Source organism: Brevundimonas sp., from assembly GCF_050729455.1.
Classification (GTDB): Bacteria; Pseudomonadota; Alphaproteobacteria; order Caulobacterales; family Caulobacteraceae; genus Brevundimonas.
This window is the reverse complement of sequence record NZ_JBOHLI010000038.1, coordinates 14,699-33,203: the sequence shown is the minus strand read 5'-3', so window position 1 is coordinate 33,203 and position 18,505 is coordinate 14,699. Positions and strand designations below refer to the sequence as shown.

At 67.0% G+C, this 18,505-nt stretch carries 21 protein-coding genes and 1 pseudogene; 5 read left to right on the top strand and 17 right to left on the bottom strand.

The features are described 5' to 3' along the window. The 5 genes from ACREEF_RS10710 to ACREEF_RS10690 all read right to left on the bottom strand — a co-directional run. The coding region (locus ACREEF_RS10710) for a sensor histidine kinase (RefSeq protein WP_431565569.1) at positions 1-1,491 on the bottom strand (1,491 nt) is incomplete at its 3' end. A 67-nt stretch (positions 1,492-1,558) separates the two neighbouring features. Next, entirely contained in the window at positions 1,559-2,596 is a 1,038-nt protein-coding gene (locus ACREEF_RS10705; protein ID WP_431565568.1) for a quinone-dependent dihydroorotate dehydrogenase, read from the bottom strand. Further along, complete coding sequence (locus ACREEF_RS10700) at positions 2,593-2,946, bottom strand: DUF952 domain-containing protein (protein WP_431565567.1); 354 nt, start codon at positions 2,944-2,946, stop codon at positions 2,593-2,595. Before ACREEF_RS10700 ends, ACREEF_RS10705 begins: the two co-directional genes overlap by 4 nt. Next, positions 2,943-3,440, bottom strand: a complete 498-nt coding sequence (locus ACREEF_RS10695) for a SixA phosphatase family protein (protein ID WP_431565566.1) — start codon at positions 3,438-3,440, stop codon at positions 2,943-2,945. Before ACREEF_RS10695 ends, ACREEF_RS10700 begins: the two co-directional genes overlap by 4 nt. Before the next feature lie 10 nt (positions 3,441-3,450). Continuing rightward, on the bottom strand, positions 3,451-4,233 hold the full coding sequence (locus ACREEF_RS10690) for a class I SAM-dependent methyltransferase (RefSeq protein ID WP_431565565.1): 783 nt from the start codon (positions 4,231-4,233) through the stop codon (positions 3,451-3,453). A gap of 154 nt (positions 4,234-4,387) precedes the next feature. Here ACREEF_RS10690 and gloB point away from each other — a divergent pair, with 154 nt between their 5' ends. Further along, the gene (gloB, locus tag ACREEF_RS10685; protein ID WP_431565564.1) at positions 4,388-5,116 is read left to right on the top strand and encodes a hydroxyacylglutathione hydrolase; all 729 of its coding nucleotides are present in this window, start codon (positions 4,388-4,390) and stop codon (positions 5,114-5,116) included. Here the strand turns inward: gloB and ACREEF_RS10680 are convergent. Further along, the gene (locus ACREEF_RS10680) at positions 5,113-5,421 is read right to left on the bottom strand and encodes a YdeI/OmpD-associated family protein (protein ID WP_431565563.1); all 309 of its coding nucleotides are present in this window, start codon (positions 5,419-5,421) and stop codon (positions 5,113-5,115) included. The genes gloB and ACREEF_RS10680 overlap by 4 nt on opposite strands. A gap of 159 nt (positions 5,422-5,580) precedes the next feature. Between ACREEF_RS10680 and ACREEF_RS10675 the strand changes: the two genes are divergently transcribed. Beyond that, positions 5,581-5,937 carry a hypothetical protein gene (locus tag ACREEF_RS10675; RefSeq protein ID WP_431565562.1) on the top strand — a complete coding sequence of 119 codons (357 nt, stop codon included), beginning with the start codon at positions 5,581-5,583 and terminating at the stop codon, positions 5,935-5,937. Positions 5,938-6,014: 77 nt separating this feature from the next. Here the strand turns inward: ACREEF_RS10675 and ACREEF_RS10670 are convergent, their stop codons facing one another. From ACREEF_RS10670 to ACREEF_RS10655, 4 genes are all read right to left on the bottom strand, one after another. Then, positions 6,015-6,842, bottom strand: coding sequence for a DUF4908 domain-containing protein (locus ACREEF_RS10670; RefSeq protein ID WP_431565561.1), 828 nt, complete (start codon positions 6,840-6,842; stop codon positions 6,015-6,017). Positions 6,843-6,890: 48 nt separating this feature from the next. Further along, on the bottom strand, positions 6,891-7,616 hold the full coding sequence (gene phbB / locus ACREEF_RS10665) for an acetoacetyl-CoA reductase (protein ID WP_431565560.1): 726 nt from the start codon (positions 7,614-7,616) through the stop codon (positions 6,891-6,893). Positions 7,617-7,709: 93 nt separating this feature from the next. Further along, positions 7,710-8,780, bottom strand: a complete 1,071-nt coding sequence (locus tag ACREEF_RS10660) for an NAD(P)-dependent alcohol dehydrogenase (RefSeq protein ID WP_431565559.1) — start codon at positions 8,778-8,780, stop codon at positions 7,710-7,712. Positions 8,781-8,856: 76 nt separating this feature from the next. After that, a complete protein-coding gene (locus tag ACREEF_RS10655; protein WP_431565558.1) occupies positions 8,857-9,618 on the bottom strand; it encodes a DUF72 domain-containing protein in 762 nt (253 codons plus the stop codon). Positions 9,619-9,770: 152 nt separating this feature from the next. On the opposite strand from ACREEF_RS10655, the gene ACREEF_RS10650 reads away from it, so the two are divergent. Next, on the top strand, positions 9,771-10,694 hold the full coding sequence (locus ACREEF_RS10650; protein WP_431565557.1) for a hypothetical protein: 924 nt from the start codon (positions 9,771-9,773) through the stop codon (positions 10,692-10,694). A gap of 112 nt (positions 10,695-10,806) precedes the next feature. On the opposite strand, the pseudogene ACREEF_RS10645 reads toward ACREEF_RS10650, so the two are convergent. The 3 genes and pseudogenes from ACREEF_RS10645 to ACREEF_RS10635 all read right to left on the bottom strand — a co-directional run. Further along, positions 10,807-10,959 (bottom strand): annotated as a pseudogene (locus tag ACREEF_RS10645) (DUF72 domain-containing protein); the annotation flags it as partial. A gap of 66 nt (positions 10,960-11,025) precedes the next feature. Continuing rightward, the gene (locus tag ACREEF_RS10640) at positions 11,026-11,631 is read right to left on the bottom strand and encodes a hypothetical protein (protein WP_431565556.1); all 606 of its coding nucleotides are present in this window, start codon (positions 11,629-11,631) and stop codon (positions 11,026-11,028) included. A 21-nt stretch (positions 11,632-11,652) separates the two neighbouring features. Next, positions 11,653-11,859 (bottom strand): hypothetical protein, encoded by a 207-nt coding sequence (locus tag ACREEF_RS10635; RefSeq protein WP_431565555.1) that lies wholly within the window; start codon positions 11,857-11,859, stop codon positions 11,653-11,655. A gap of 128 nt (positions 11,860-11,987) precedes the next feature. On the opposite strand from ACREEF_RS10635, the gene ACREEF_RS10630 reads away from it, so the two are divergent. Further along, a complete protein-coding gene (locus ACREEF_RS10630; RefSeq protein WP_431565554.1) occupies positions 11,988-12,779 on the top strand; it encodes a TSUP family transporter in 792 nt (263 codons plus the stop codon). Here the strand turns inward: ACREEF_RS10630 and ACREEF_RS10625 are convergent. From ACREEF_RS10625 to ACREEF_RS10615, 3 genes are all read right to left on the bottom strand, one after another. Then, positions 12,776-14,347: an ATP-binding protein gene (locus tag ACREEF_RS10625; RefSeq protein WP_431565553.1), complete on the bottom strand. Its 1,572-nt coding sequence runs from the start codon at positions 14,345-14,347 to the stop codon at positions 12,776-12,778. The two genes, ACREEF_RS10630 and ACREEF_RS10625, sit on opposite strands and share 4 nt — an antisense overlap. Before the next feature lie 62 nt (positions 14,348-14,409). Further along, entirely contained in the window at positions 14,410-15,771 is a 1,362-nt protein-coding gene (locus tag ACREEF_RS10620) for a glutamate--cysteine ligase (RefSeq protein WP_431565552.1), read from the bottom strand. Between the two features lie 69 nt (positions 15,772-15,840). Next, a complete protein-coding gene (locus tag ACREEF_RS10615; RefSeq protein WP_431565551.1) occupies positions 15,841-16,560 on the bottom strand; it encodes a 16S rRNA (uracil(1498)-N(3))-methyltransferase in 720 nt (239 codons plus the stop codon). Between the two features lie 203 nt (positions 16,561-16,763). Here ACREEF_RS10615 and ACREEF_RS10610 point away from each other — a divergent pair, with 203 nt between their 5' ends. After that, entirely contained in the window at positions 16,764-17,291 is a 528-nt protein-coding gene (locus ACREEF_RS10610) for a hypothetical protein (RefSeq protein ID WP_431565550.1), read from the top strand. Between the two features lie 8 nt (positions 17,292-17,299). Here ACREEF_RS10610 and ACREEF_RS10605 read toward each other — a convergent pair whose 3' ends face one another. Then, positions 17,300-18,463 carry an acyl-CoA dehydrogenase family protein gene (locus ACREEF_RS10605; RefSeq protein WP_431565549.1) on the bottom strand — a complete coding sequence of 388 codons (1,164 nt, stop codon included), beginning with the start codon at positions 18,461-18,463 and terminating at the stop codon, positions 17,300-17,302. Positions 18,464-18,505 lie beyond the last annotated feature (42 nt).

The window sequence follows — 18,505 nt, the reverse complement described above, 5'->3', positions numbered from 1 at the left end:
CTCGGAAGACCCGGCGTCATCCTCGACCATCGGCGCTTCAGCGACGGGCGTCGGCGCCGGCGCCGGAACCGGCTCGGGAGCAGGGGCGACGACAGCCGGTTTGGCCAGCGCGCGCGTGATCGTGGCGCGCGCCTCGGGCGCCAGGCCGACGGGCGCGGCTTCCGCCGCCGCGCCGCGCGGCAGGACCAGGGACAGGGTAAAGATCGACCCCTGGCCCGGCGTGCTGCGCACCGTCAGCCGTCCGCCCATCAGTTCGATCAGGTCGCGACTGATGGCCAGGCCCAGGCCCGATCCGCCAAACTGGGCGGCGACGCCGTCGGCAGTCTGGTCGAAGGCGGTGAAGAGGCGGCGCTGCTGTTCCACCGTCATGCCGGGGCCGGTGTCCTCGATGTCGATGAGCAGGGCATGGGCGCCGTGTTCGTCGGACCAGGATTGCAGACGCAGGGTGATGGTCCCGGCATCCGTGAATTTCATGGCGTTGGAGATCAGGTTGTTCAGCACCTGACGCAGCCGCATGGCGTCGCCGCGCACCATCTGGGGCAGGAGGCGGGCGCCCTCCATCCGTAGGCGCAGACCCTTGGCGCGTGCCGGAGCCTGCCAGAGGCGGGCGGTCTGGGACAGCAGGATTCGCAGGTCGAAATCGCGGCTGTCGACGCTCATCCGCCCGGCATCAAGCCGCGCATGGTCCAGCAGGTCGTCGAGCAGGGCTTTCATCATCAGGCCGGCGTCGGTGATCAGGGCGACCTGCTGGCGCGCCGCGCCGGGCTTGGCCCCGCGATCCAGTTCGTCGGCGCCGGTCAGGATGGCGCTGATCGGCGTACGCAGGTCATGGGCGACGGCGGCCAGAAAGGCGCTGCGGCTGGCCATGGCGGCCTCGGCCTCGGCGCGCTTGCGGTCGGCCTCGACACGGGCCTGGGTCTCGGCGCGGTTGGCGCGGAACAGGTGCTTGCGCGTGTTCAGGCAGAAGACGCTGTAGGACAGGATGCCGACGGCCACGGCGGTGACGGCAGGGGCCGGTGCGCCCTCCTGGACCATGAACAGCGGCGTCAGGGCGAAAATGGCCAACTGGGGCAGGACGGTGCAGGCGAAGACCCGCATCGACCCGGCCGACATGATCACGGAATTGATCATCCCCGCCGACAGGAGGACCGCGGCGGCCACTCCGCCCATCGGCCCGCCGACGATCCACAAGGGAATGGCCAGAAGGCCGAAGAAGCCGGCGTTCAGGATCAGCACCAGATTGCCATAGACGCCACGCCATCCGGTCGGCGCCTCGGTCTTGCCTGTGACGACGGGAGCGAAGACCTCGGCCTCGAGGAATTGGATCAGGACATAGATCACCAGCCAGGTCGCGCTGAATCGCCAGCCCAGCATGGGGCTGAGCACCAACGCGGTCGCGGCGCCCATGGCGAGGCGCTGCAACAACGCCTTGCGGCGCAGGCGAATAGCGGGCGCCCAAACGGACAGGGCGTCGTCGGCGGTTTGCGTCATGCGTCCTTCCGAGGAGGCGAAGTTCGCCTATCGGGACCATGATGGGCCTGCTTGCCCTAATGCTCCGTCAACGTGCGGCGCCGATCGCTTCGGAAAGTTGGGCGAAGCCGTCGGCGCGCAGGCGCGCGGCCAGGTCGCGCTTGATGCGGCCGATCAGGCCGGGGCCTTCATAGATCAGGGCCGAATAGACCTGCACCGCCGAGGCGCCCGCGCGGATACGGGCATAGGCGTCCTCGCCGCTCTCGATTCCGCCCACCGCGATCAGAGGCAGCCGACCGGCGGCGGCCTCGGCCGCGGCTTCCAGGGCCTTCAGGGCGAAGGGTTTGAGCGGCGCGCCTGACAGGCCGCCGGCCTCGCCCGCATAGCCGGACGTCAGCGTGGCGGGGCGTTCCAGCGTGGTGTTGGAGACGATCAGGGCGTCGATGCCGTGGGCGATGGAGGCCTCGACGATCATGCCGATCTCTTCGCCGATCAGGTCGGGGGCGATCTTGAGGAAGACGGGGGCTCCGTCGGCGGGCCGCGCCTCGTGGATCCGGCCCAGCAGGTCGTCCAGCGCCTCGCGGCCCTGCAGGGCGCGCAGGCCCGGCGTATTGGGCGAGGAGATGTTGATGGTGAAGTAGTCGGCCAGCCCCGCCAGACGCTTCAGGCCCGCGACGTAGTCCGCCGCCTTGTCCTCGGTGTCCTTGTTGGCCCCCAGATTGGCGCCGATGGCGGTGCGCTTGGGACGGTGGGCCAGCCTTGCCGCAAAGGGCTCCAGCCCTTCGTTGTTGAAGCCCATGCGGTTGATGATCGCCCGGTCTTCCGACAGGCGGAACAGGCGCGGCTTGGGGTTGCCGGCTTGCGCGCGCGGTGTGACCGACCCGCACTCCACCGCGCCGAAGCCCAGCCGCGACAGACCGTCCAGCGCCTCGCCGTTCTTGTCGAGCCCGGCGGCCAGACCGACGGGGTTGGACATTTCCAGCCCCGCGATGCGGGTCTTCAGAATCGGATCGTCGCCGCCCGGCGCGGGCAGGGGGGTGACCTGCAGGGCGCGGATCGCCAGCCGGTGCGCGGTCTCGGGGTCCATCTGGCGCAGAAGAACAGCGCCGAGGTCGGTCAGGCTCATGGAAGCTCGCTCAGAATCATTTCGCCCTTGTCCGTCACCGACAGGGCGCGCGCGCCCCGCGTCGCCGCGACGGGCAGGGGGCCGTAGATGTGGGGGAAGAGGGCGCCGCCGCGCGACGGCTCCCAGATCAGGGTCTCGCCCAGCGCATCGAGATCGACCTCGACCAGCATCAGGTCGGGCCGGCCCGCATAATGCTTGGCGGCGGTCACGGCCAGCTGATCGGCGGCGGACAGGTGGATATAGCCGTCGGCGTGGTCGACGGGCGAACCGTCATAGGCGCCCTCGGCCAGGGTCAGCCGCCAGTCGGCGCGGCTCAGAATCTTGAAGGCCGTGGTCGGCAGGTCGGTCATTTTTCGAGGTCGTGCGGGGTCAGGAAGCCTTCGTAGGCGCAGCGCCCGGCGACATCCACGGTGAAGACGGCGGCCGCCCCGGTGGGAAAGCCGCCGCTCATCTTGTCCAGGACGCTGGGCGAGGCGGCGCTCTCGATCAGATATTCGACCGCCAGCTGGTGCACGCCCGGATTATGCGCCACCAGCAGCAGACAGCCGGCCTCGTCCTCGGCGGCCTCGATGGCGCGACGCAGCGTATCGGCCGAGGCGTTGTAGAGGGCGGGAAGCAGATGCGCCTCGACATCGCCCATGGATTCGCTGACCGCATCCCAGGTCTGATGCGTGCGGCGGGCGCTGGACACCAGGGCCATGTCGGGGCGCAGCCCGCGTTCGGCCAGGGCGCGGCCCATCGCCAGGGCGTCGTCCCGGCCATGCTTGGACAGGGGGCGGTCGATGTCGCCGCCGGGGGCGGTCTTCTCGGCCTTGGCGTGGCGCATCAGGATCAGTCGCTGCATGGCCCTCGCCTTAAGGCCGTTTGCGCGCGGCGCCCATAGGCGGATGACCCGCCCGGGCCGCGTGACCCGCCCCGCCCGAGACGGGCGCCGGCGTCAGACTGGGCCGCGCCGCCAGCACCGCCTGGGCCAGACCCTGCGGCCGCACCCGTGCGTAGGACTGGCGCGAGGCCTCCAGCATGATCAGGCCCGCCGCACCCGGGAACACCCAGCGACCGATCTGTTCCAGCCCGTCGGCCAGCGGCAGCATGGGCCGCCACGGCGGGACATAAAGCGCCTGCGACCAGGCGGCGGGCTCCAGCCCGACCTCGCGCACCAGCCGCTCCAGCTGGCTGCGGGTGAAGGGGCGGCCGTGGCCGAAGGGGGTGGTCTCGGCCCGCGCCCACAGGCCGCCCCGCGCCGCCGTGGCCAGGATGATCCGTCCCGCCGGGGCCAGGGCCCGCACGGCCTCGGTCAGCAGGGCCAGGGGATCGTCGGCCTCCTCCAGCGCATGGACCAGCAGGATGCGGTCGAAGGTTCCGGCCGCGAAGGGCAGGCGCTTGTCGTCGACCAGGACGGTCCGGTTGCGCCCCGCCGCGGCCCATTGTTCAGCGCCCTGTCCGCCGGGCATGGCGGCGATGACGCGGCGCGCCCCGACGAACCCGCCCAGCCAAGGGGTGGCGTAGCCGATTCCCAGAACGTCGCAGCCCGCGGCCTCGCCCCAGGCGTCGTCCAGCCGTCGGGCCAGCATACGCCGCACCAGCGCGCCGGTCGGCTCGCCGTAGAAGGTGCGAAGATCGTCGATGCTGCGGCGCATTTCTCTCCCTCACGCTCCATTCGCTGCGCTCATATCGCTCGGGGAGGGCGGCGAATGATCGCCGACGCCCGGTCGGACTTTGGGCAGCGGGTCGAGCTTTGCTCTCTCGCGCCTACTATAGTCCCCAGACGGCCCCCGCTGCTAGGATGCGTCCATGACCCTGACCGTGCGCCAGTTCGCCTGCCTGTCCGACAACTACGGCTTCCTGATCCGCGACGAGGCGACCGGGATGGTCGCGACCGTGGACACGCCGGACGCCGAGGCGATCCTGGCCGAGATCGAGGCGTCGGGCTGGGGGCGGCTGGACCTGATCCTCAACACCCACTGGCACCCCGACCACACCGGCGGCAACGAGCGGCTGAAGGCCGAGACCGGCTGCGAGATCGTCGGCCCGGAGGAGGTGCGCCGCGCCGCCCCCCTGGACCGCGTGGTGGTCGACGGCGACGTGGTGCGGCTGGGCGAGACGGCGTTAGAGGTCACGGCCGCGCCGGGCCATACCTTGGGCCATGTGGTCTATCGCTCGAGCGAGGATCAGGTCGCTTTTGTCGGCGACGTCATCTTCGCCTTGGGCTGCGGGCGTCTGTTCGAAGGCTCGCCAGAGCAGATGTGGGACAGCCTGAGCCGCATCGCCGCCTGGCCGGAAACCACCCGCCTCTACTGCGCCCATGAATATACGGCGTCCAACGCCCGCTTCGCCCTCAGCATCGACGGCCGCCCCGAAATGCAGGCCCACGCCGAGGCCGTCTTCGCCGCCCGCGAGCGCGGTCAGCCGACCGTGCCGACGACCGTCGCGGCGGAGCGCCGCTTCAACCCCTTCCTTCGCGCCGCCGACGCCGCCGACTTCGCCGCCCGGCGCGCGGCCAAGGACGGCTTCAGGGGCTAGCCCTTCGCCTTGCCGTCGATCAGGACGGCCTGTTGCCACCGGCTGGGCGCCTTGTCGGTGCGGTGGATGCAGCCGACCCAGCAGCAGGGCCGCTTCTTGCCCTCCAGCAGTTCTTCACTCGTGCGTTCGATGCGGCGCTGGCGGGTCGCCGGTTGTTTCGCGTCCTCGACCCAGCAGATGAACTCGTTGCGCCCCAGCGGCGTCAGGCCTTCCCACAACGCAAAGACCGCGGGATCGGCCCGCAAGGCCGCCTGAAGATCCGCGCCCGCGTCATGGACGACGCCATGAGGAAAATCATTCGCCATTTGAAGTCTCCGCCGTCGAGGAAGCTCGAGCTTGGTCGCGAGGCGCCGGAATGTCCACTGTCGGCTGGGAGGTTGAATTCAGCTAGGGGTGGAAAGCCTACCTACTTCCTCGTAGCGTCTTGGACCCACTGCATATTCCAGTTCTGGACGGATTTTGGGATGCTCCACATCGCCTTTGCAGCCATAAGCGCCATGGTGTTTCAGGCTGAAGCACCGGGAAGCTCTACAGCGTCGCCAACAAGTCAGCTTGCTGAAATCGAGCGGTCGTTCGAAATCCGAGGAGCATGTGAACGAGCTTTGCCGCCAGAAATGACCAGCCGCCTTCGAGAGCAGCTTGTCGAGTACGAGGACATCTATACGGCTAATGCGCTCATGATTGCCGCTTATGATAGAGGTAAGGGGTCCTCGGAAAGGGAGCCTGCGACACCAGAGCGTTGTCAAGCCGATCTACAAAAGCAGCTAGATAAGATCGGATCCCTGCGGGCTTCGGTGCGCGTAGATGCTCCTCAGCCCTGAGCTACGCCGCCAATCGCTGCATTTTGAGAATCCGCAACGGGTCGAAAACGGCCCCTCGCAATGTCCGCTTCCCGCCGTCAGTCCTGCGGGATCACCGCGCGGATGACGCGGGCCGAGGAGGGGCGGCCGGCGATGCCGCGGCGGGGGTCGACCACGACGCGCAGGTCGCCCTGGGAATAGCTGACGGACGAGCGGGCGCCCTCGACCACGGTGATGCTGCGCAGCCGGTCCAGAAAAGGGCGGGCGCTGGGCGAGCGGGCGATGCGGACCACGGCGTCGGTGGTGACGATCAGGGCCTCGATGCACAAGGCCTCGGACTGGTCGCCGGAGACGTTGATGCGTACCAGCCGGCCCATGGCCTCGCTGACCATGCCGCTGCGGCGGGTCATCAGATTGAACATCTGCACCGGGCCGAGGCTGGGCGGCTCCAGGCTGACGGGGGGGCCGGCCTGGGACACGGGCGAGCCGCCTGGGTTGCGCGTCGTATAGACGGTGATGCCGCCGCTGGGCGTGACGCGCAGCACCTGTTCGCCCGCGTCGTTGCGATAGATGGTGTCGCCGCGCGGCGCCGAGGAGGGGCGCAGGGCCCAGGTCTCGGTCGACCGGTCGAAACGCAGCAGGGTCAGCGACCCGGCCCGGTCCAGCACGAAGCCCTGGCCCGCTTCGGACACATAGCGGGCGGGGGGCGGCACAGTGCGCGTCACCGTCTGGTCGCGGATGACGCGGCTTTGTTCGGACTGGACGTTGGAGCGCAGTTGCGCCGCCGCCGGGCCGGCCGCCAGACAGGCGGCCAGAAGCATCAGGGCGGCGAGGTCAAGACGCACGCCCGCGACCGTCCGGGCGCGCGGCGCCGGGACGGCGAAGCATGGCGGATTCTCCGCCTCGACCTCGACCGTAGCCATCATGAGGAAAGTGGTGGAACGCCCGAACGGCGGATTTTAGGCAAAGCGGGTCTAGCCAACCAGGTACTGTCCGCCGTTCAGCGACAGGGTGCAGCCTGTGACATATCCGGCACGCTCGCCCGACAGCCAGGACACCATATCGGCGATTTCCTCGCCTTTTCCGAGCCTTCCGACCGGGATCTGGGCGATGATGCTGTCCAGCACCTTCTGGTCCATGGCGCCGACCATTTCAGTGTCGATATAGCCCGGCGCGATGCAGTTGACGGTCACGCCTTTGCGCGCGTTTTCCAGCGCCAGCGCCTTGGTGAAGCCGATCATCCCGGCCTTGGCGGCGGAATAGTTGGTCTGGCCGATCTGGCCCTTCTGGCCGTTGATCGAGGAGATGTTGACGATCCGGCCGAAGCCCCGGTCGCGCATCCCGTTGATTACCTGGCGCGTCATGTTGAAGACGCTGTCCATGTTGACGCGGATCACGTCGGACCACTGATCCGCGCTCATCTTGTGGAAGAATCCGTCGCGGGTGATGCCGGCGTTGTTCACCAGGATGTCGATGGGGCCCAGTTCGGCCTCGACCTCCTTCACGGCGCGCTCGCAGTCCGCAAACGAGCCGACGTTGCCCTTGATCACCATGACGCCCAGTTCGCGCGCCGTGATCGCCGCCGCCTCGTCATTGCCGGAATAGCCGGCGGCGACGGACAGGCCGTCTTCCCTCAACCGCTGGACGATCGCCTTACCGATGCCCCGGGTTCCCCCGGTCACCAGAGCCACACGCGCCATGATCCGCTCCCCTGTCTGGACGACGCCGCATCAACGTCGTCCTACCCTCTGGAACAAGCCTTAGCTTGGCAAGGGGCGAGGGAGAAGACGCCATTACGCGGCTTGATCAATCTGCGCCATGTCGATGACGAAGCGATAACGAACGTCGGACTTTTCCAACCGCGCATAGGCCTCGTTGATCTGATGCGGGGCGATGGTCTCGATGTCGCAGACGATGTCATGCTGGGCGCAGAAGTCGAGCATCTCTTGCGTTTCGCGGATGCCGCCGATCAGGCTGCCGGCCACGCTGCGTCGGCGCATCAGCAGGGGCAGGGCGAAGACCGGCAGGCCCTCGGTGGTCAGGCCCAGCATGACCATGGTCCCGTCGCGCGCCAGCAGGTTCAGGTGGCTGGCGATCTCGTGCGTGGCGGACACCGTGTTGATGATCAGGTCGAACCGCTCGGCCGCCGCCTTCATGGCGTCCTTGTCCGAGTTGATCAGGAAGTGCCGGGCGCCCATGCGCTCGGCGTCGGCGCGCTTGCGGTCCGAGGTCGACAGGACGCTGACCTCGGCCCCCATGGCCACGGCCAGCTTGACCGCCATGTGGCCGAGGCCGCCCAGGCCGACGACCGCGACCTTGGACCCCGGCCCCACCTTCCAGTGGCGCAAGGGGCTGTAGGTGGTGATCCCGGCGCACAGCAGGGGGGCGGCGGCGTCCAGCGGCAGGCTGTCGGGGATGGACAGGACGTAGTTCTGATCGACCGTGATCCGATCGGAATAGCCGCCCTGGGTGATGGTCTGGCCGACCGCCTCGCCCTTGGGATCGCGCGAGCCGTAGGTCTGGGTCATGCCGGGGACGCAATACTGCTCCTCGCCCGCCTGACACGAGGAACAGGTGCGGCAGCTGTCGACCATGCAGCCGACGCCGACGCGGTCGCCTGCCTTGAAGCGCGTGACATTGGCGCCGACCGCCGTGACGACGCCTGCGATCTCATGGCCCGGCACGATGGGATAGCGCGTGCCGCCCAGGTCGTTGTGCACCACGTGCAGGTCGGAATGGCAGACGCCGCAGTATTTGATCGCGATCGCCACATCGTCCGGCCCCGGATCGCGGCGGTCGAAGCGGTAGGGCGTCAGGGGCTGGTCGGCGGCGGTCGCGGCGAAGGCGCGGGTGGCGATCGGCATGGAGACGTCCTCAAGCTGGGCGGGCAGGCGCGCCGCAGATGGGACGCGCCCCGCGCCGTCGCAAGACGACCCGGCCCTATTTCAGCTTTGCGATCAGCGCCTGGGCCGCCGCCGGGTTCCGCACCTTGGCACCCGAGATGAAGTAGGCGAAGACGTCGCCGCGTTCGGCCCATTGGCGGGTCTGGGCGGCCACGGCGTCCAGCTCCTCGGAGGTCATGCCCGTCGGCTCGTCCTCGCGGCTGGACATCAGCCGGGCGTAGCTGAAGTCGGCGGTGGCCTCGTCGATCTGCGGCCAGGTCGGCTCCTCGTCGTCGACGGCGTAGACGATGGCCGCGCCGTATTTGGCCGCCAGATCATAGAATTCCTGACAGGCGAAGGTCGGGTTGCGGACCTCCAGGGCGTGACGCAGCCGCACGCCGTCCTTTTCCCGGGGCAACAGCTTGAGGAAGCCCTCGAAGTCCTCGGCGTCGAACTTCTTGGTCCCCATGAACTGCCAGTTGATCGGCCCCAGCTTGTCGCCCAGCAGGGTCAGGCCCTGCGACAGGAAGCGGTCGAAGCTCTCGCCGCCTTCGGACAGGACCTTGCGGTTGGTGCAGTAGCGGCTGGCCTTGACCGCAAAGACGAAGCCGTCCGGCGTCTCGTCGCGCCACTTCATCCAGCTGTCGGGCTTGAAGGTCGAATAATAGGTGCCGTTGATCTCTACCGAACTGGTGTTTTGAGCCATAAAGGACAATTCGTCCTTTTGTTTCAATCCATTAGGATAATAGCTGCCGCGCCACGGTTCGTAGGTCCAGCCTCCGACACCAACGTAAATCTTGCCACCCATAGCACTCTCCATGTGGCGATGATCGCAGGAAATCCGGATGTCGGCTACGGGATGGTAGCCTGACTTCCGCTAGGGGGGCGGTCGTTGCGCTTACCTGGCCAACGGATGGATACATCCAAGCTTTGGTGTCATGCTTAGCGAATGACGGTTGCTCGAGTGATCAAATGAAGCGGTTTTGCATAGCCATCTTAATGGCCTCCGTTACGGGCGCCGCTGAAGCACAGGCGGCAGGCGAGGTCGCAACGGACGCTGAAACGGCTCGCCTCAACGCGCTTACATTAGAGCAGGCCTTTTCGGAGTTGCGCGCGGACATGGACGAGTTCCCCGTTGAGGCCTTCTACTGGCTCGCTAGGAAATCTCTGGTGGATTTGTATTACCCGATAGACCTTAGAACCCCATTTGAACCTTTGGATGACGCTGCAACGATGGAATCGATCCGCCAGTTTGAGGCGCGCATCGGAGTAGCGCCGGACGGCATCCTTGCGCTGGGAGAATATTCTCAGCTTCAGTCTTATGCTCAACTCTCATCACTGACGCGACTGTTTGTTGGTGGCACGCTCTCAGTTTCGACGATTGGTGAATCTGTATTCGCCAGCGGAACGTGGAAGCTAGAAAATGAACTTCCTGCCTACCCTATAAATCACTCCGAGATTGTATGCTCCATGCGCTACGGGGAATGTACTGATACTTTCACGCAGATTGATAGCCCGCGCCTACGCGACGGAAAGATCACGACAAATCAGTACCAAGTCTTCTCCGGAAAAGACACTTATCAGATCGACAAATGGGAGGGTGGTGTAGTTGAGGCCTCATCAACCGGCGGGTGCCGACGCGTAAGGCTCACCATCAATACAAACACAAACCTTGTTTTGCAGACCACTGAAGACGCGGATCGCCTTGGCTGCGAGCTAGTTTTGAGCGACGGAAGATTGCCTCTGATAAACGGCGTTCGAGTTGCCGTGCTGCGTGATGGTTTCAAGACGCAGTGGGATCATTTTGAAGCAATCCGTTCTCAGATCGAGCCATTCCAGGGCAGCACATTCGAACAGCTCAGGGGACTCATGGCCGCCGCGTCCACCACACATTAGTCCGAGAGCATCAAAGCTATGTGCGCTTAGGTCGAAAGCGGTCGATTGGAACGTCCGCAATTGGCTCGGGATTGGCTTTCCCGAAAAATGATCAAGAAAATCAACGTATGAAATAGTGCGTAGCCGTTACATCGTGCTCGATCGAGGTCAGGGCCCGGCTGGCGAACTTCAGCTCGCGCTTCTGCGTCAGACCCTCGGGATAGAAGACCCCGCGCCACGGCTCGAAGGTCCAGCCGCCGACGCCGATGTGGATGGAACCTGTCATGGCCGAGCCTCCGTGATTGCCTGCTTCTTCATGCACCCGGCGCCGGCCCGCGAGCAACTGGCCGGATCAGGAGGCGGCGACTGCGGCCGCCGCCATCACGGAGGGGTTCACGATGCTGAGCCCGGCCAGGAAGAGATAGAGGGCGATGTGCAGGCCCACGGTCAGAGCGAACAGCCAGGCCCGGCGCGTCAGGGCCGCCGGAATGACGAGGACCAGATAGATGATCAGGTTGAAGCCGTAGCTGATCGCCACTTCCATGCCGTTGCTTTTGGTCAGATTTACGCAGACCGCACCGACCAGCATCATAAGATTGGCCAGGATCAGCAGCAGCATGACGGCGCGCTTGTTGGCCCAGAAGTGGGCGTCCAGGTTCTGCACTTCGTCGTCCGGCTCAGGGAAGATCAGACTGGTGGCGACGAAATAGATGGTGGCCACCACCAGTCCCGCGATCAGCAGGCCGTAGCTGTAGGGGGCGCTGCTGAAATTCATCCAGGCCGCGTCCCAGAAGGTGGCGATATCCAGGGCGACGAAGACCGCCAGCATGGGCGTCTTCCAGCCGACGGGCACGGTCTTGCGGTGCTTGAAGGCGCGCGCGACCCCGGTGGCGATCACCGCCACCGACAGGCCAAGCACCAGGCCGTAGAAGCTGAAGAAGAATTCGAATGCGCTCATGTCGGCCCCCCGCCGCCTCGCTTAGGGCTTGGGCGCTTCCTCGTCCATGTCGCGGGGCGGCGAGGCGTCGCCTCCGTCGGCCGGCTTCTTGCCGCCGCCGAACTTGATGACGCCGAAACCGAGCGCCAGGCCCAGCAGGATGCCGATCGCCATGTTGTCGATCAGGGCGCCGAAGATGACGCCGATGATCAGCCCCATGGGCAAGCCCACGACCACGGTCTTCTTCATAACACGCTCCCCTCGGCCAAACCTGACAGTGCATGAACCGCGCGGCGGCGCCTCCCGTCAAGCTGTCGCGCGATGGCGTAAGGCGGCGGCGGGGTCTATAGCGCCGCTGTCGTGGGAGTGTTGTGCGCGTGCCGGAACTGACGCCTGAGATCATCGCCCTTCTGGGTTTGGCGTCGGTGATCGCCGGCTTCATCGACGCCATCGCCGGCGGCGGCGGGCTGATCTCGCTGCCGGCCCTGCTGTCGGTGGGGCTGAACCCGGTCGCCGCCATCGCCACCAACAAGGTGCAGGGCAGCGTCGGCACGGCCAGCGCCCTGTGGAACTTCTGGCGAAAAGGACGCGTGGATTTCCGCCTGATCCGCTGGCCCCTGGCCCTCGTCGCAGTCGGGGCGGGGCTGGGCGCCTTCGCCGTGACCCTGGTGGACGCGCGCTGGCTGATGATCCTGCTGCCGGTGCTGCTGATCGGCATCGCCCTCTATTTCCTGCTCGGTCCCAAGGCCTCCGACGAGGACGCCCACGCGCGGCTGACGCCGCTGGCCTATGCCGTCGTGGCGGGCGGAATCGGCTTCTACGACGGCTTCTTCGGCCCCGGCACCGGGTCCTTCTTCGCCCTCAGCCTAGTCATGCTGCTGGGCATGGGGCTGACGCGGGCCACGGCCCACACCAAGGCGCTGAACCTGATGAGCAATGTCGTCGGCATCGTCGTGCTGGCGGCGGGCGGCCACGTGGTCTGGGCCCTGGCGGGGATCATGGCCGTGGGCCAGTTCGTCGGCGGACGGATGGGCTCGCACGCGGCCATGCGTTTCGGCCCGCGCCTGATTCGGCCCCTGCTGGTGATCATCTCCCTAGCCATCACCGCGCGGCTGCTGTCCGATCCGGCCAACCCGCTGTGGGTCATCGTAGCGGGTTGGGTGGGCTAGTTCGGAACCAGCATCGCCAGGGCGGTCAGCAGGTCGCGGGCGGTGACGGGCTTGGCCAGATGCAGGTCGGCGCCGGCGGCGCGGGCGGCGTCGCGGTGCTCGGCCATGGCGTTGGCGCTCAGCATCAGGATCGGCGTGCGCGGGGCCGAGGGGCGGGCGGCCTCGACGGCGCGCAGGGCGCGGGTCGCCGTCAGCCCGTCCATGCCGGGCATCTGCATATCCATCAGCACCAGATCGAAGGCGCCGGCCTCGAAGGCGGCGACCGCCTGGGCGCCGTCATCGACGGCGATCAGTTCGGCGGCGTGGTCGGCCAGGATCAACTGGACGACGCGCTGATTGATCGGATTGTCCTCGGCCAGAAGCACGCGCAGCCGTCGCGACGGCCGGGCGGAGGCGGCGGGGTCGTGCGCGTCATGGGCCGTGGGGCTTTCGGCGCGGGGCAGGGGCAGTTCGACGCGGAATCGGCTGCCGACGCCGGGAGTCGAGGCCGCCTCGATCCGCCCGCCCATCATCTCGGTCAGGAAGCGGCAGATCGACAGGCCCAGTCCGGTGCCGCCGAAGCGCCGGGTGATGCTGCTGTCGGCCTGGCTGAAACGCTGGAACAGCTGGGCGGCGTGGTCGGCGTCAAAGCCGACGCCGGTGTCCTCGATCTCGAACGACAGCAGGGTCGGGGCGCCGATCTCCTCGCTCAGGGCGAAGCGGACGCAGACCGAGCCCTCGGCGGTGAACTTCACGGCGTTGGACAGGAGGTTGCCCAGGATCTGGCCGATGCGGACGCTGTCGCCGACGAAAGCCCCGCGCACATGGGCCGGACGCTCGACGTGGAAGGCTAACCCCTTGTCCTCGGCCCGCATCCGTAGGGTTTCCAGCGGCGCGGCCAGGGCCTCGTCCAGGTCGAAGGGGCGTAGTTCCAGCTCCAGCTTGCCGGCCTCGATGCGCGACACGTCCAGGATATCCGAGACCAGCCGCTCCAGCGTCACGCCAGAGGCCGCGATCAGGTCGACCATCTCGGCCTGATCGGGCGACAGCGGCGTGCGCGACAGGGCGTCGACGATGCCGATCACCCCGTTCAGCGGGGTGCGGATCTCGTGGCTCATATTGGCCAGGAAGTCGGACTTGGCGCGGTTGGCGGCTTCGGCGGCGCTCTTGGCCTCGATCAGAGCCTGTTCTGCGGCGATCTTGGCGGTCACGTCGCGGGCCACGGCGTAGATGCGGTCGCCGAACCTCTGGGCCCGCCATTCCAGGGTGACGTAATGGCCGTCGCGGTGGCGGTAGCGGTTCACGTGACCCAGGACCGGGTCGCCGGGGCGACGGCCCTCGACCTCGACCACGCTGGCCCGCGTGCCGGGCAGGTCGTCGGGATGCACCAGGGTCAGGATGGCGAGGCCGATCAGGTCTTCTGGGCGATAGCCCAGGGTCGCGGCCCAGGAGGCGCTGACCCGGACGATGAACCCCGCCAGATCGCGGATGACCAGCAGGTCCAGCGACACGTCGAAGAAGGTCGCCAGGTCGGCCGCGTGGTCGCGCGTGGGCTGTCCCGTTAGAGATGGGACCGGGGCGAAAGACATGGGCGATCCTGCACGAACGGGACGCCATACCTAGACCGGGCCGGTTAAGGCCGCCTTGCGCCTCAGTAGGCGAAGTCGCGATAGATGCGGCTGACGTCGCCCTGCCATTCGCCGTGATACAGCTCCAGCAGGCGGTCGGCGGGGGTCACGCCGCTGTCGGCGATGTCTTCCAGTTCCGACAGGTAGCCGCGCTCGTCGACCATGCCGCCGCTGAAGCGGGCGCGGTTCTTCAGGCCGTGCTTGGCGATCTCGACCAGGTCGACGGCCACGTCGCGGACGCTGCGGCCCGCTACCTCGGCCTTGAGGCCCAGACGGGTCACGTCGCGGCGCAGGCGCTCGTGGTCGGCGATGTCCCAGTTCTTGCACAGGTCCCAGGCCGCCGCGAGAGACGGCGCGTCATAGAGGATGCCGGCCCACAGGGCGGGCAGGGCGCAGATGCGGCTCCACGGACCGCCGTCGGCGCCGCGCATCTCCAGATACTGTTTCAGCCGCACTTCGGGGAAGAGGGTGGTCAGGTGGTCGGCCCAGTCCTTGGCCGTGGCGCGCTCGCCCGGCAGGGCGTCCAGCTTGCCCTCGATGAAGGCGCGGAACGACTGGCCCGACAGGTCGACATAGGTCTCGCCGCGCTTGGCGAAATACATCGGCGTGTCCAGAGCATAGTCGGCGTAGCGCTCGTAGCCGAAGCCGTCGGCGAAGACGAAGTCCAGCATCCCGGTGCGGTCCGGGTCGGTGTCGGTCCAGACATTGGCCCGCGCCGACAGGAAGCCGGTCGGCTTGCCTTCGATGAAGGGCGAGCAGGCGAACAGGGCCGTGGCGATGGGCTGAAGCGCCAGCGAAGTGCGGAACTTCATGATCATGTCGGCTTCGCTGTCGAAGTCGAGATTGGCCTGAATGGTGCAGGTGCGCAGCATCATGTCGAGGCCCAGCGAACCCTTCTTGGGCATGTAGGCGCGCATGATTTCATAGCGGCCCTTGGGCATGACGGGGATGTCCTCGCGCCGCCACAGGGGGTCGAAGCCGGCGCCCAGGAAACCGAGGTTCAGCTGGTCCGCGACCTGCTTGACCTCCATCAGGTGCTGGCCGGTCTCCGAACAGATGTCGTGGATGGTCTGCAGCGGCGCGCCCGACAGTTCGAACTGGCCGCCCGGCTCCAGGCTGATGGAGGCGGTGAAGCCCTCGGCGTTCTTGCGCTCCAGGGCGATGACGTGCCCGGCTTCCTCGACCGGCGACCAGCCGAAGCGCTGCAGGCCGGTCAGCATGGCCAGGATGCCGTTATCGCCCTCATAGGCGGGGCGGCGCAGGGTGGACTTGTCGAAGCCGAACTTCTCGTGCTCGGCGCCGATGCGCCACTGGTCGGCGGGCTTCTCGCCCTTCGACATGGCGTGGATCAGTTGCTCTCTGGAAAGCGGCGCCGTGTCGGACATCTGTAACCCCTGCTGTCGCGGCTAGATGGGCGAGGATACGGTCCCGCTCAAGAGGGGGCGTGCAAACTTCTAACGTTCCCAGTCGCCGATGGCGGCCTGCCACAGGGTCAGGGCGGCGATGGCGGCGGTGTCGGCGCGCAGGATGCGCGGGCCCAAAGAGACGGCGGTGGTGAAGGGCAGGGCCCGCAGCCGCTCGCCTTCCTCGGGCGAGAAACCGCCCTCGGGACCGATCAGGATGGCCCACTTGTCGCCGCCCGCAGCGGTCAGGGCCGAGACCGCGGGCGCGCCGCCGGTCTCGTCGCAGAACATCAGGCGGCGCTCGGCGTCCCAGCCGTCCAGCAGGGCGTCCAGCTTGACCGGATCATCGACCAGCGGCACGTCCAGACGGCCGGTCTGCTCGGCGGCTTCTTCGGCGATGGCGTCCAGCCGGTCCAGCCGCAGCCGGTCGGCGTTGGTGCGGTGGGTCAGGGCCAGTCGCACACGCTTGGCGCCCAGTTCGGTCGCCTTCTCGACGATGGTCTCGATCCGCGCCTTCTTCACCACGGCGACGATCAGCTCCAGATCGGGGCCCTGGGTCTGTTCGCGCACCTGCACCTCGGCCCGCAGGATGACGCCCTTCTTCAGCACTTCGGCGACGCTGGCGCGCCATTCGCCGTGACGGCCGTTGAAGACCAGCAGGTCGTCGCCCGCCTTCAGCCGCATCACCTGGGTCAGATAGCGCGACTGGTCGAGGGTCGGGGCGACGGCGAGGCCGGGGGCGAGGTCGCCCTGAACGTGCAAACGGATCATGACGGGGATTTAGCGGGCGCGCGGGCGCGCGTCATCCCAGGCGGAAGCTAGAATGGCAGTCTGCTCCATCTTGCTGCTGGCCGATGCTTCCTTCACATATCTAGGATATCGAATGGGGGGCGTGAGTTGCTGCGAGAGTTGGAGCGCGTGCGGGCCCCTCGGCTGCCTGTCATGATGGGGGGTGAACGAGGGAGGCGAGCTCGATGCGTAAACTGCTGTCGTTGAGTGCAGGGGTTGTGATGCTGGTTGCTGCACCGATGGTCGTGGAGGCGTCGCCGGTTTTGACGCTAGACGTCTGGTCCGATCGGCCGGGCGGACGCGGAGAACAGGTTGAGCTGCTGACGATCGCGGTGGAACCTAGGGGCTCCGGAGCTGCCCGTCGGTTGGTCTGGATCGCCAAGCGCGAGCTCCTGACGGATGGCGCGACATCCTTGATCGACAGCGACCGTTGTCCGCAATTGAAGGCTGTGCTCCGGGGCTTTCCGGTCCACTCAATCGAAGGGCCTGACTTCGCTCTGGAGTATGAGAGCGCCGCTACCCGCCCGATTCCGCCCACGCGCAAAGACGGTTGGGACTATCGAATGCGTTGGAGCACGTTCGAGGGCGCAGACGTCTCCGTCACCCGTCTTTCGCAGTCGCTTTACGAATGGGCTGATCGCGCCCGCCTCGGCCTGACGCCTTGCTGGGACGCGGGACGAGTCGCTCCCCGCGCGTCGGCGGAGAGCGACTGAATTCAGATTTAAAGCGTGCGCGCGATCAGCAGCTTCATGATCTCGTTGGTGCCGCCGTAGATGCGCTGGACGCGGGCGTCCTTGTAGAGCTGGGCGATCGGATACTCGTTCATGTAGCCGTAGCCGCCGAAGAGCTGCAGCATCTCGTCGATGGTCTCGCCCTGGATGTCGGTGACCCAGTATTTGGCCATCGAGGCCGTGGCGGCGTCCAGCTGGCCCTTGAGGTGCAGGCCGATGCAGTGGCCGACGAAGACCTTGGCCACCGTCAGCTTGGTCTTGACCTCGGCCAGCTTGAACTGGGTGTTCTGGAAGTCGATCACCCGCTTGCCGAAGGCCTTGCGCTGCTTGACGTAGTCCAGTGTCGCTTCCAGCCCGCGCTCGGCGGCGGCCACGCCCTGGACGGCGATGTTCAGGCGCTCCTGCGGCAGTTGCTGCATCAGCTGGACGAAGCCCATGCCCTCGCCGCCGCCGATGGCGTTCTCCAGCGGCACCTTGACATCGTTGAAGAAGAGCTCGGAGGTGTCGTTGGCCTCCATGCCGATCTTGTGCAGGTTGCGGCCGCGCTCGAAGCCTTCGGCGCCGTCGGTTTCGAGGCAGATCAGGCTGGTGCCCTTGGCGCCTTCGGCCGGATCGGTCTTGGCGACGACGATGATGAAGTTGGCCAGCTGGCCGTTGGTGATGAAGGTCTTGGAGCCGTTCAGGACATAGTGGTCGCCTGATTTGATGGCGGTGGTCTTGATGCCTTGCAGGTCGGATCCTGCGCCCGGCTCGGTCATGGCGATGGCGCCGACCAGTTCGCCCGACTGCAGGCGCGGCAGCCAGCGCGCCTTCTGCTCGGCCGTGCCGTAGTGCCAGATGTAGGGCATGACGATGGCGTTGTGCAGGGAGATGCCGAAGTGGTCCGCGCCCTTCCAGCCCAGCTGGCGCATCAGCACGACCTCGTGACGATAGTCGCCGCCGAAGCCGCCGTCTTCCTCGGGCATGGACAGGCCCAGCAGGCCGGCGTCCCCCGCGTCGTTCCACAGCTGGCGCGGCACGCTGGAGTTGGCGATCCACTGCTGGAACTTCTCGGGCGGGGCGTGTTCGTCGACCCATTTGCCGACGCTGTCGGAGAAGAGGACGATGTCCTCGTCCTGCATGAAATCGGGTTCGGGCGTGTTGAGCACGTTCATGACAACTCCTTTCCTTCTCCCATTGGGAGAAGGTGGCCCGAA

Coding starts and splice junctions, on each gene's coding strand:
- ACREEF_RS10610 (WP_431565550.1), top strand. CDS start 16,764: ATGCGTAAACTGCTGTCGTTGAGTGCAGGGGTTGTGATGCTGGTTGCT.
- ACREEF_RS10650 (WP_431565557.1), top strand. CDS start 9,771: ATGAAGCGGTTTTGCATAGCCATCTTAATGGCCTCCGTTACGGGCGCC.
- ACREEF_RS10690 (WP_431565565.1), bottom strand. CDS start 4,233: ATGCGCCGCAGCATCGACGATCTTCGCACCTTCTACGGCGAGCCGACC.
- gloB (WP_431565564.1), top strand. CDS start 4,388: ATGACCCTGACCGTGCGCCAGTTCGCCTGCCTGTCCGACAACTACGGC.
- ACREEF_RS10635 (WP_431565555.1), bottom strand. CDS start 11,859: ATGAAGAAGACCGTGGTCGTGGGCTTGCCCATGGGGCTGATCATCGGC.
- ACREEF_RS10700 (WP_431565567.1), bottom strand. CDS start 2,946: ATGACCGACCTGCCGACCACGGCCTTCAAGATTCTGAGCCGCGCCGAC.
- ACREEF_RS10675 (WP_431565562.1), top strand. CDS start 5,581: ATGCTCCACATCGCCTTTGCAGCCATAAGCGCCATGGTGTTTCAGGCT.
- ACREEF_RS10605 (WP_431565549.1), bottom strand. CDS start 18,463: ATGAACGTGCTCAACACGCCCGAACCCGATTTCATGCAGGACGAGGAC.
- ACREEF_RS10620 (WP_431565552.1), bottom strand. CDS start 15,771: ATGTCCGACACGGCGCCGCTTTCCAGAGAGCAACTGATCCACGCCATG.
- ACREEF_RS10660 (WP_431565559.1), bottom strand. CDS start 8,780: ATGCCGATCGCCACCCGCGCCTTCGCCGCGACCGCCGCCGACCAGCCC.
- phbB (WP_431565560.1), bottom strand. CDS start 7,616: ATGGCGCGTGTGGCTCTGGTGACCGGGGGAACCCGGGGCATCGGTAAG.
- ACREEF_RS10615 (WP_431565551.1), bottom strand. CDS start 16,560: ATGATCCGTTTGCACGTTCAGGGCGACCTCGCCCCCGGCCTCGCCGTC.
- ACREEF_RS10655 (WP_431565558.1), bottom strand. CDS start 9,618: ATGGAGAGTGCTATGGGTGGCAAGATTTACGTTGGTGTCGGAGGCTGG.
- ACREEF_RS10670 (WP_431565561.1), bottom strand. CDS start 6,842: ATGATGGCTACGGTCGAGGTCGAGGCGGAGAATCCGCCATGCTTCGCC.
- ACREEF_RS10640 (WP_431565556.1), bottom strand. CDS start 11,631: ATGAGCGCATTCGAATTCTTCTTCAGCTTCTACGGCCTGGTGCTTGGC.
- ACREEF_RS10680 (WP_431565563.1), bottom strand. CDS start 5,421: ATGGCGAATGATTTTCCTCATGGCGTCGTCCATGACGCGGGCGCGGAT.
- ACREEF_RS10695 (WP_431565566.1), bottom strand. CDS start 3,440: ATGCAGCGACTGATCCTGATGCGCCACGCCAAGGCCGAGAAGACCGCC.
- ACREEF_RS10705 (WP_431565568.1), bottom strand. CDS start 2,596: ATGAGCCTGACCGACCTCGGCGCTGTTCTTCTGCGCCAGATGGACCCC.
- ACREEF_RS10625 (WP_431565553.1), bottom strand. CDS start 14,347: ATGTCTTTCGCCCCGGTCCCATCTCTAACGGGACAGCCCACGCGCGAC.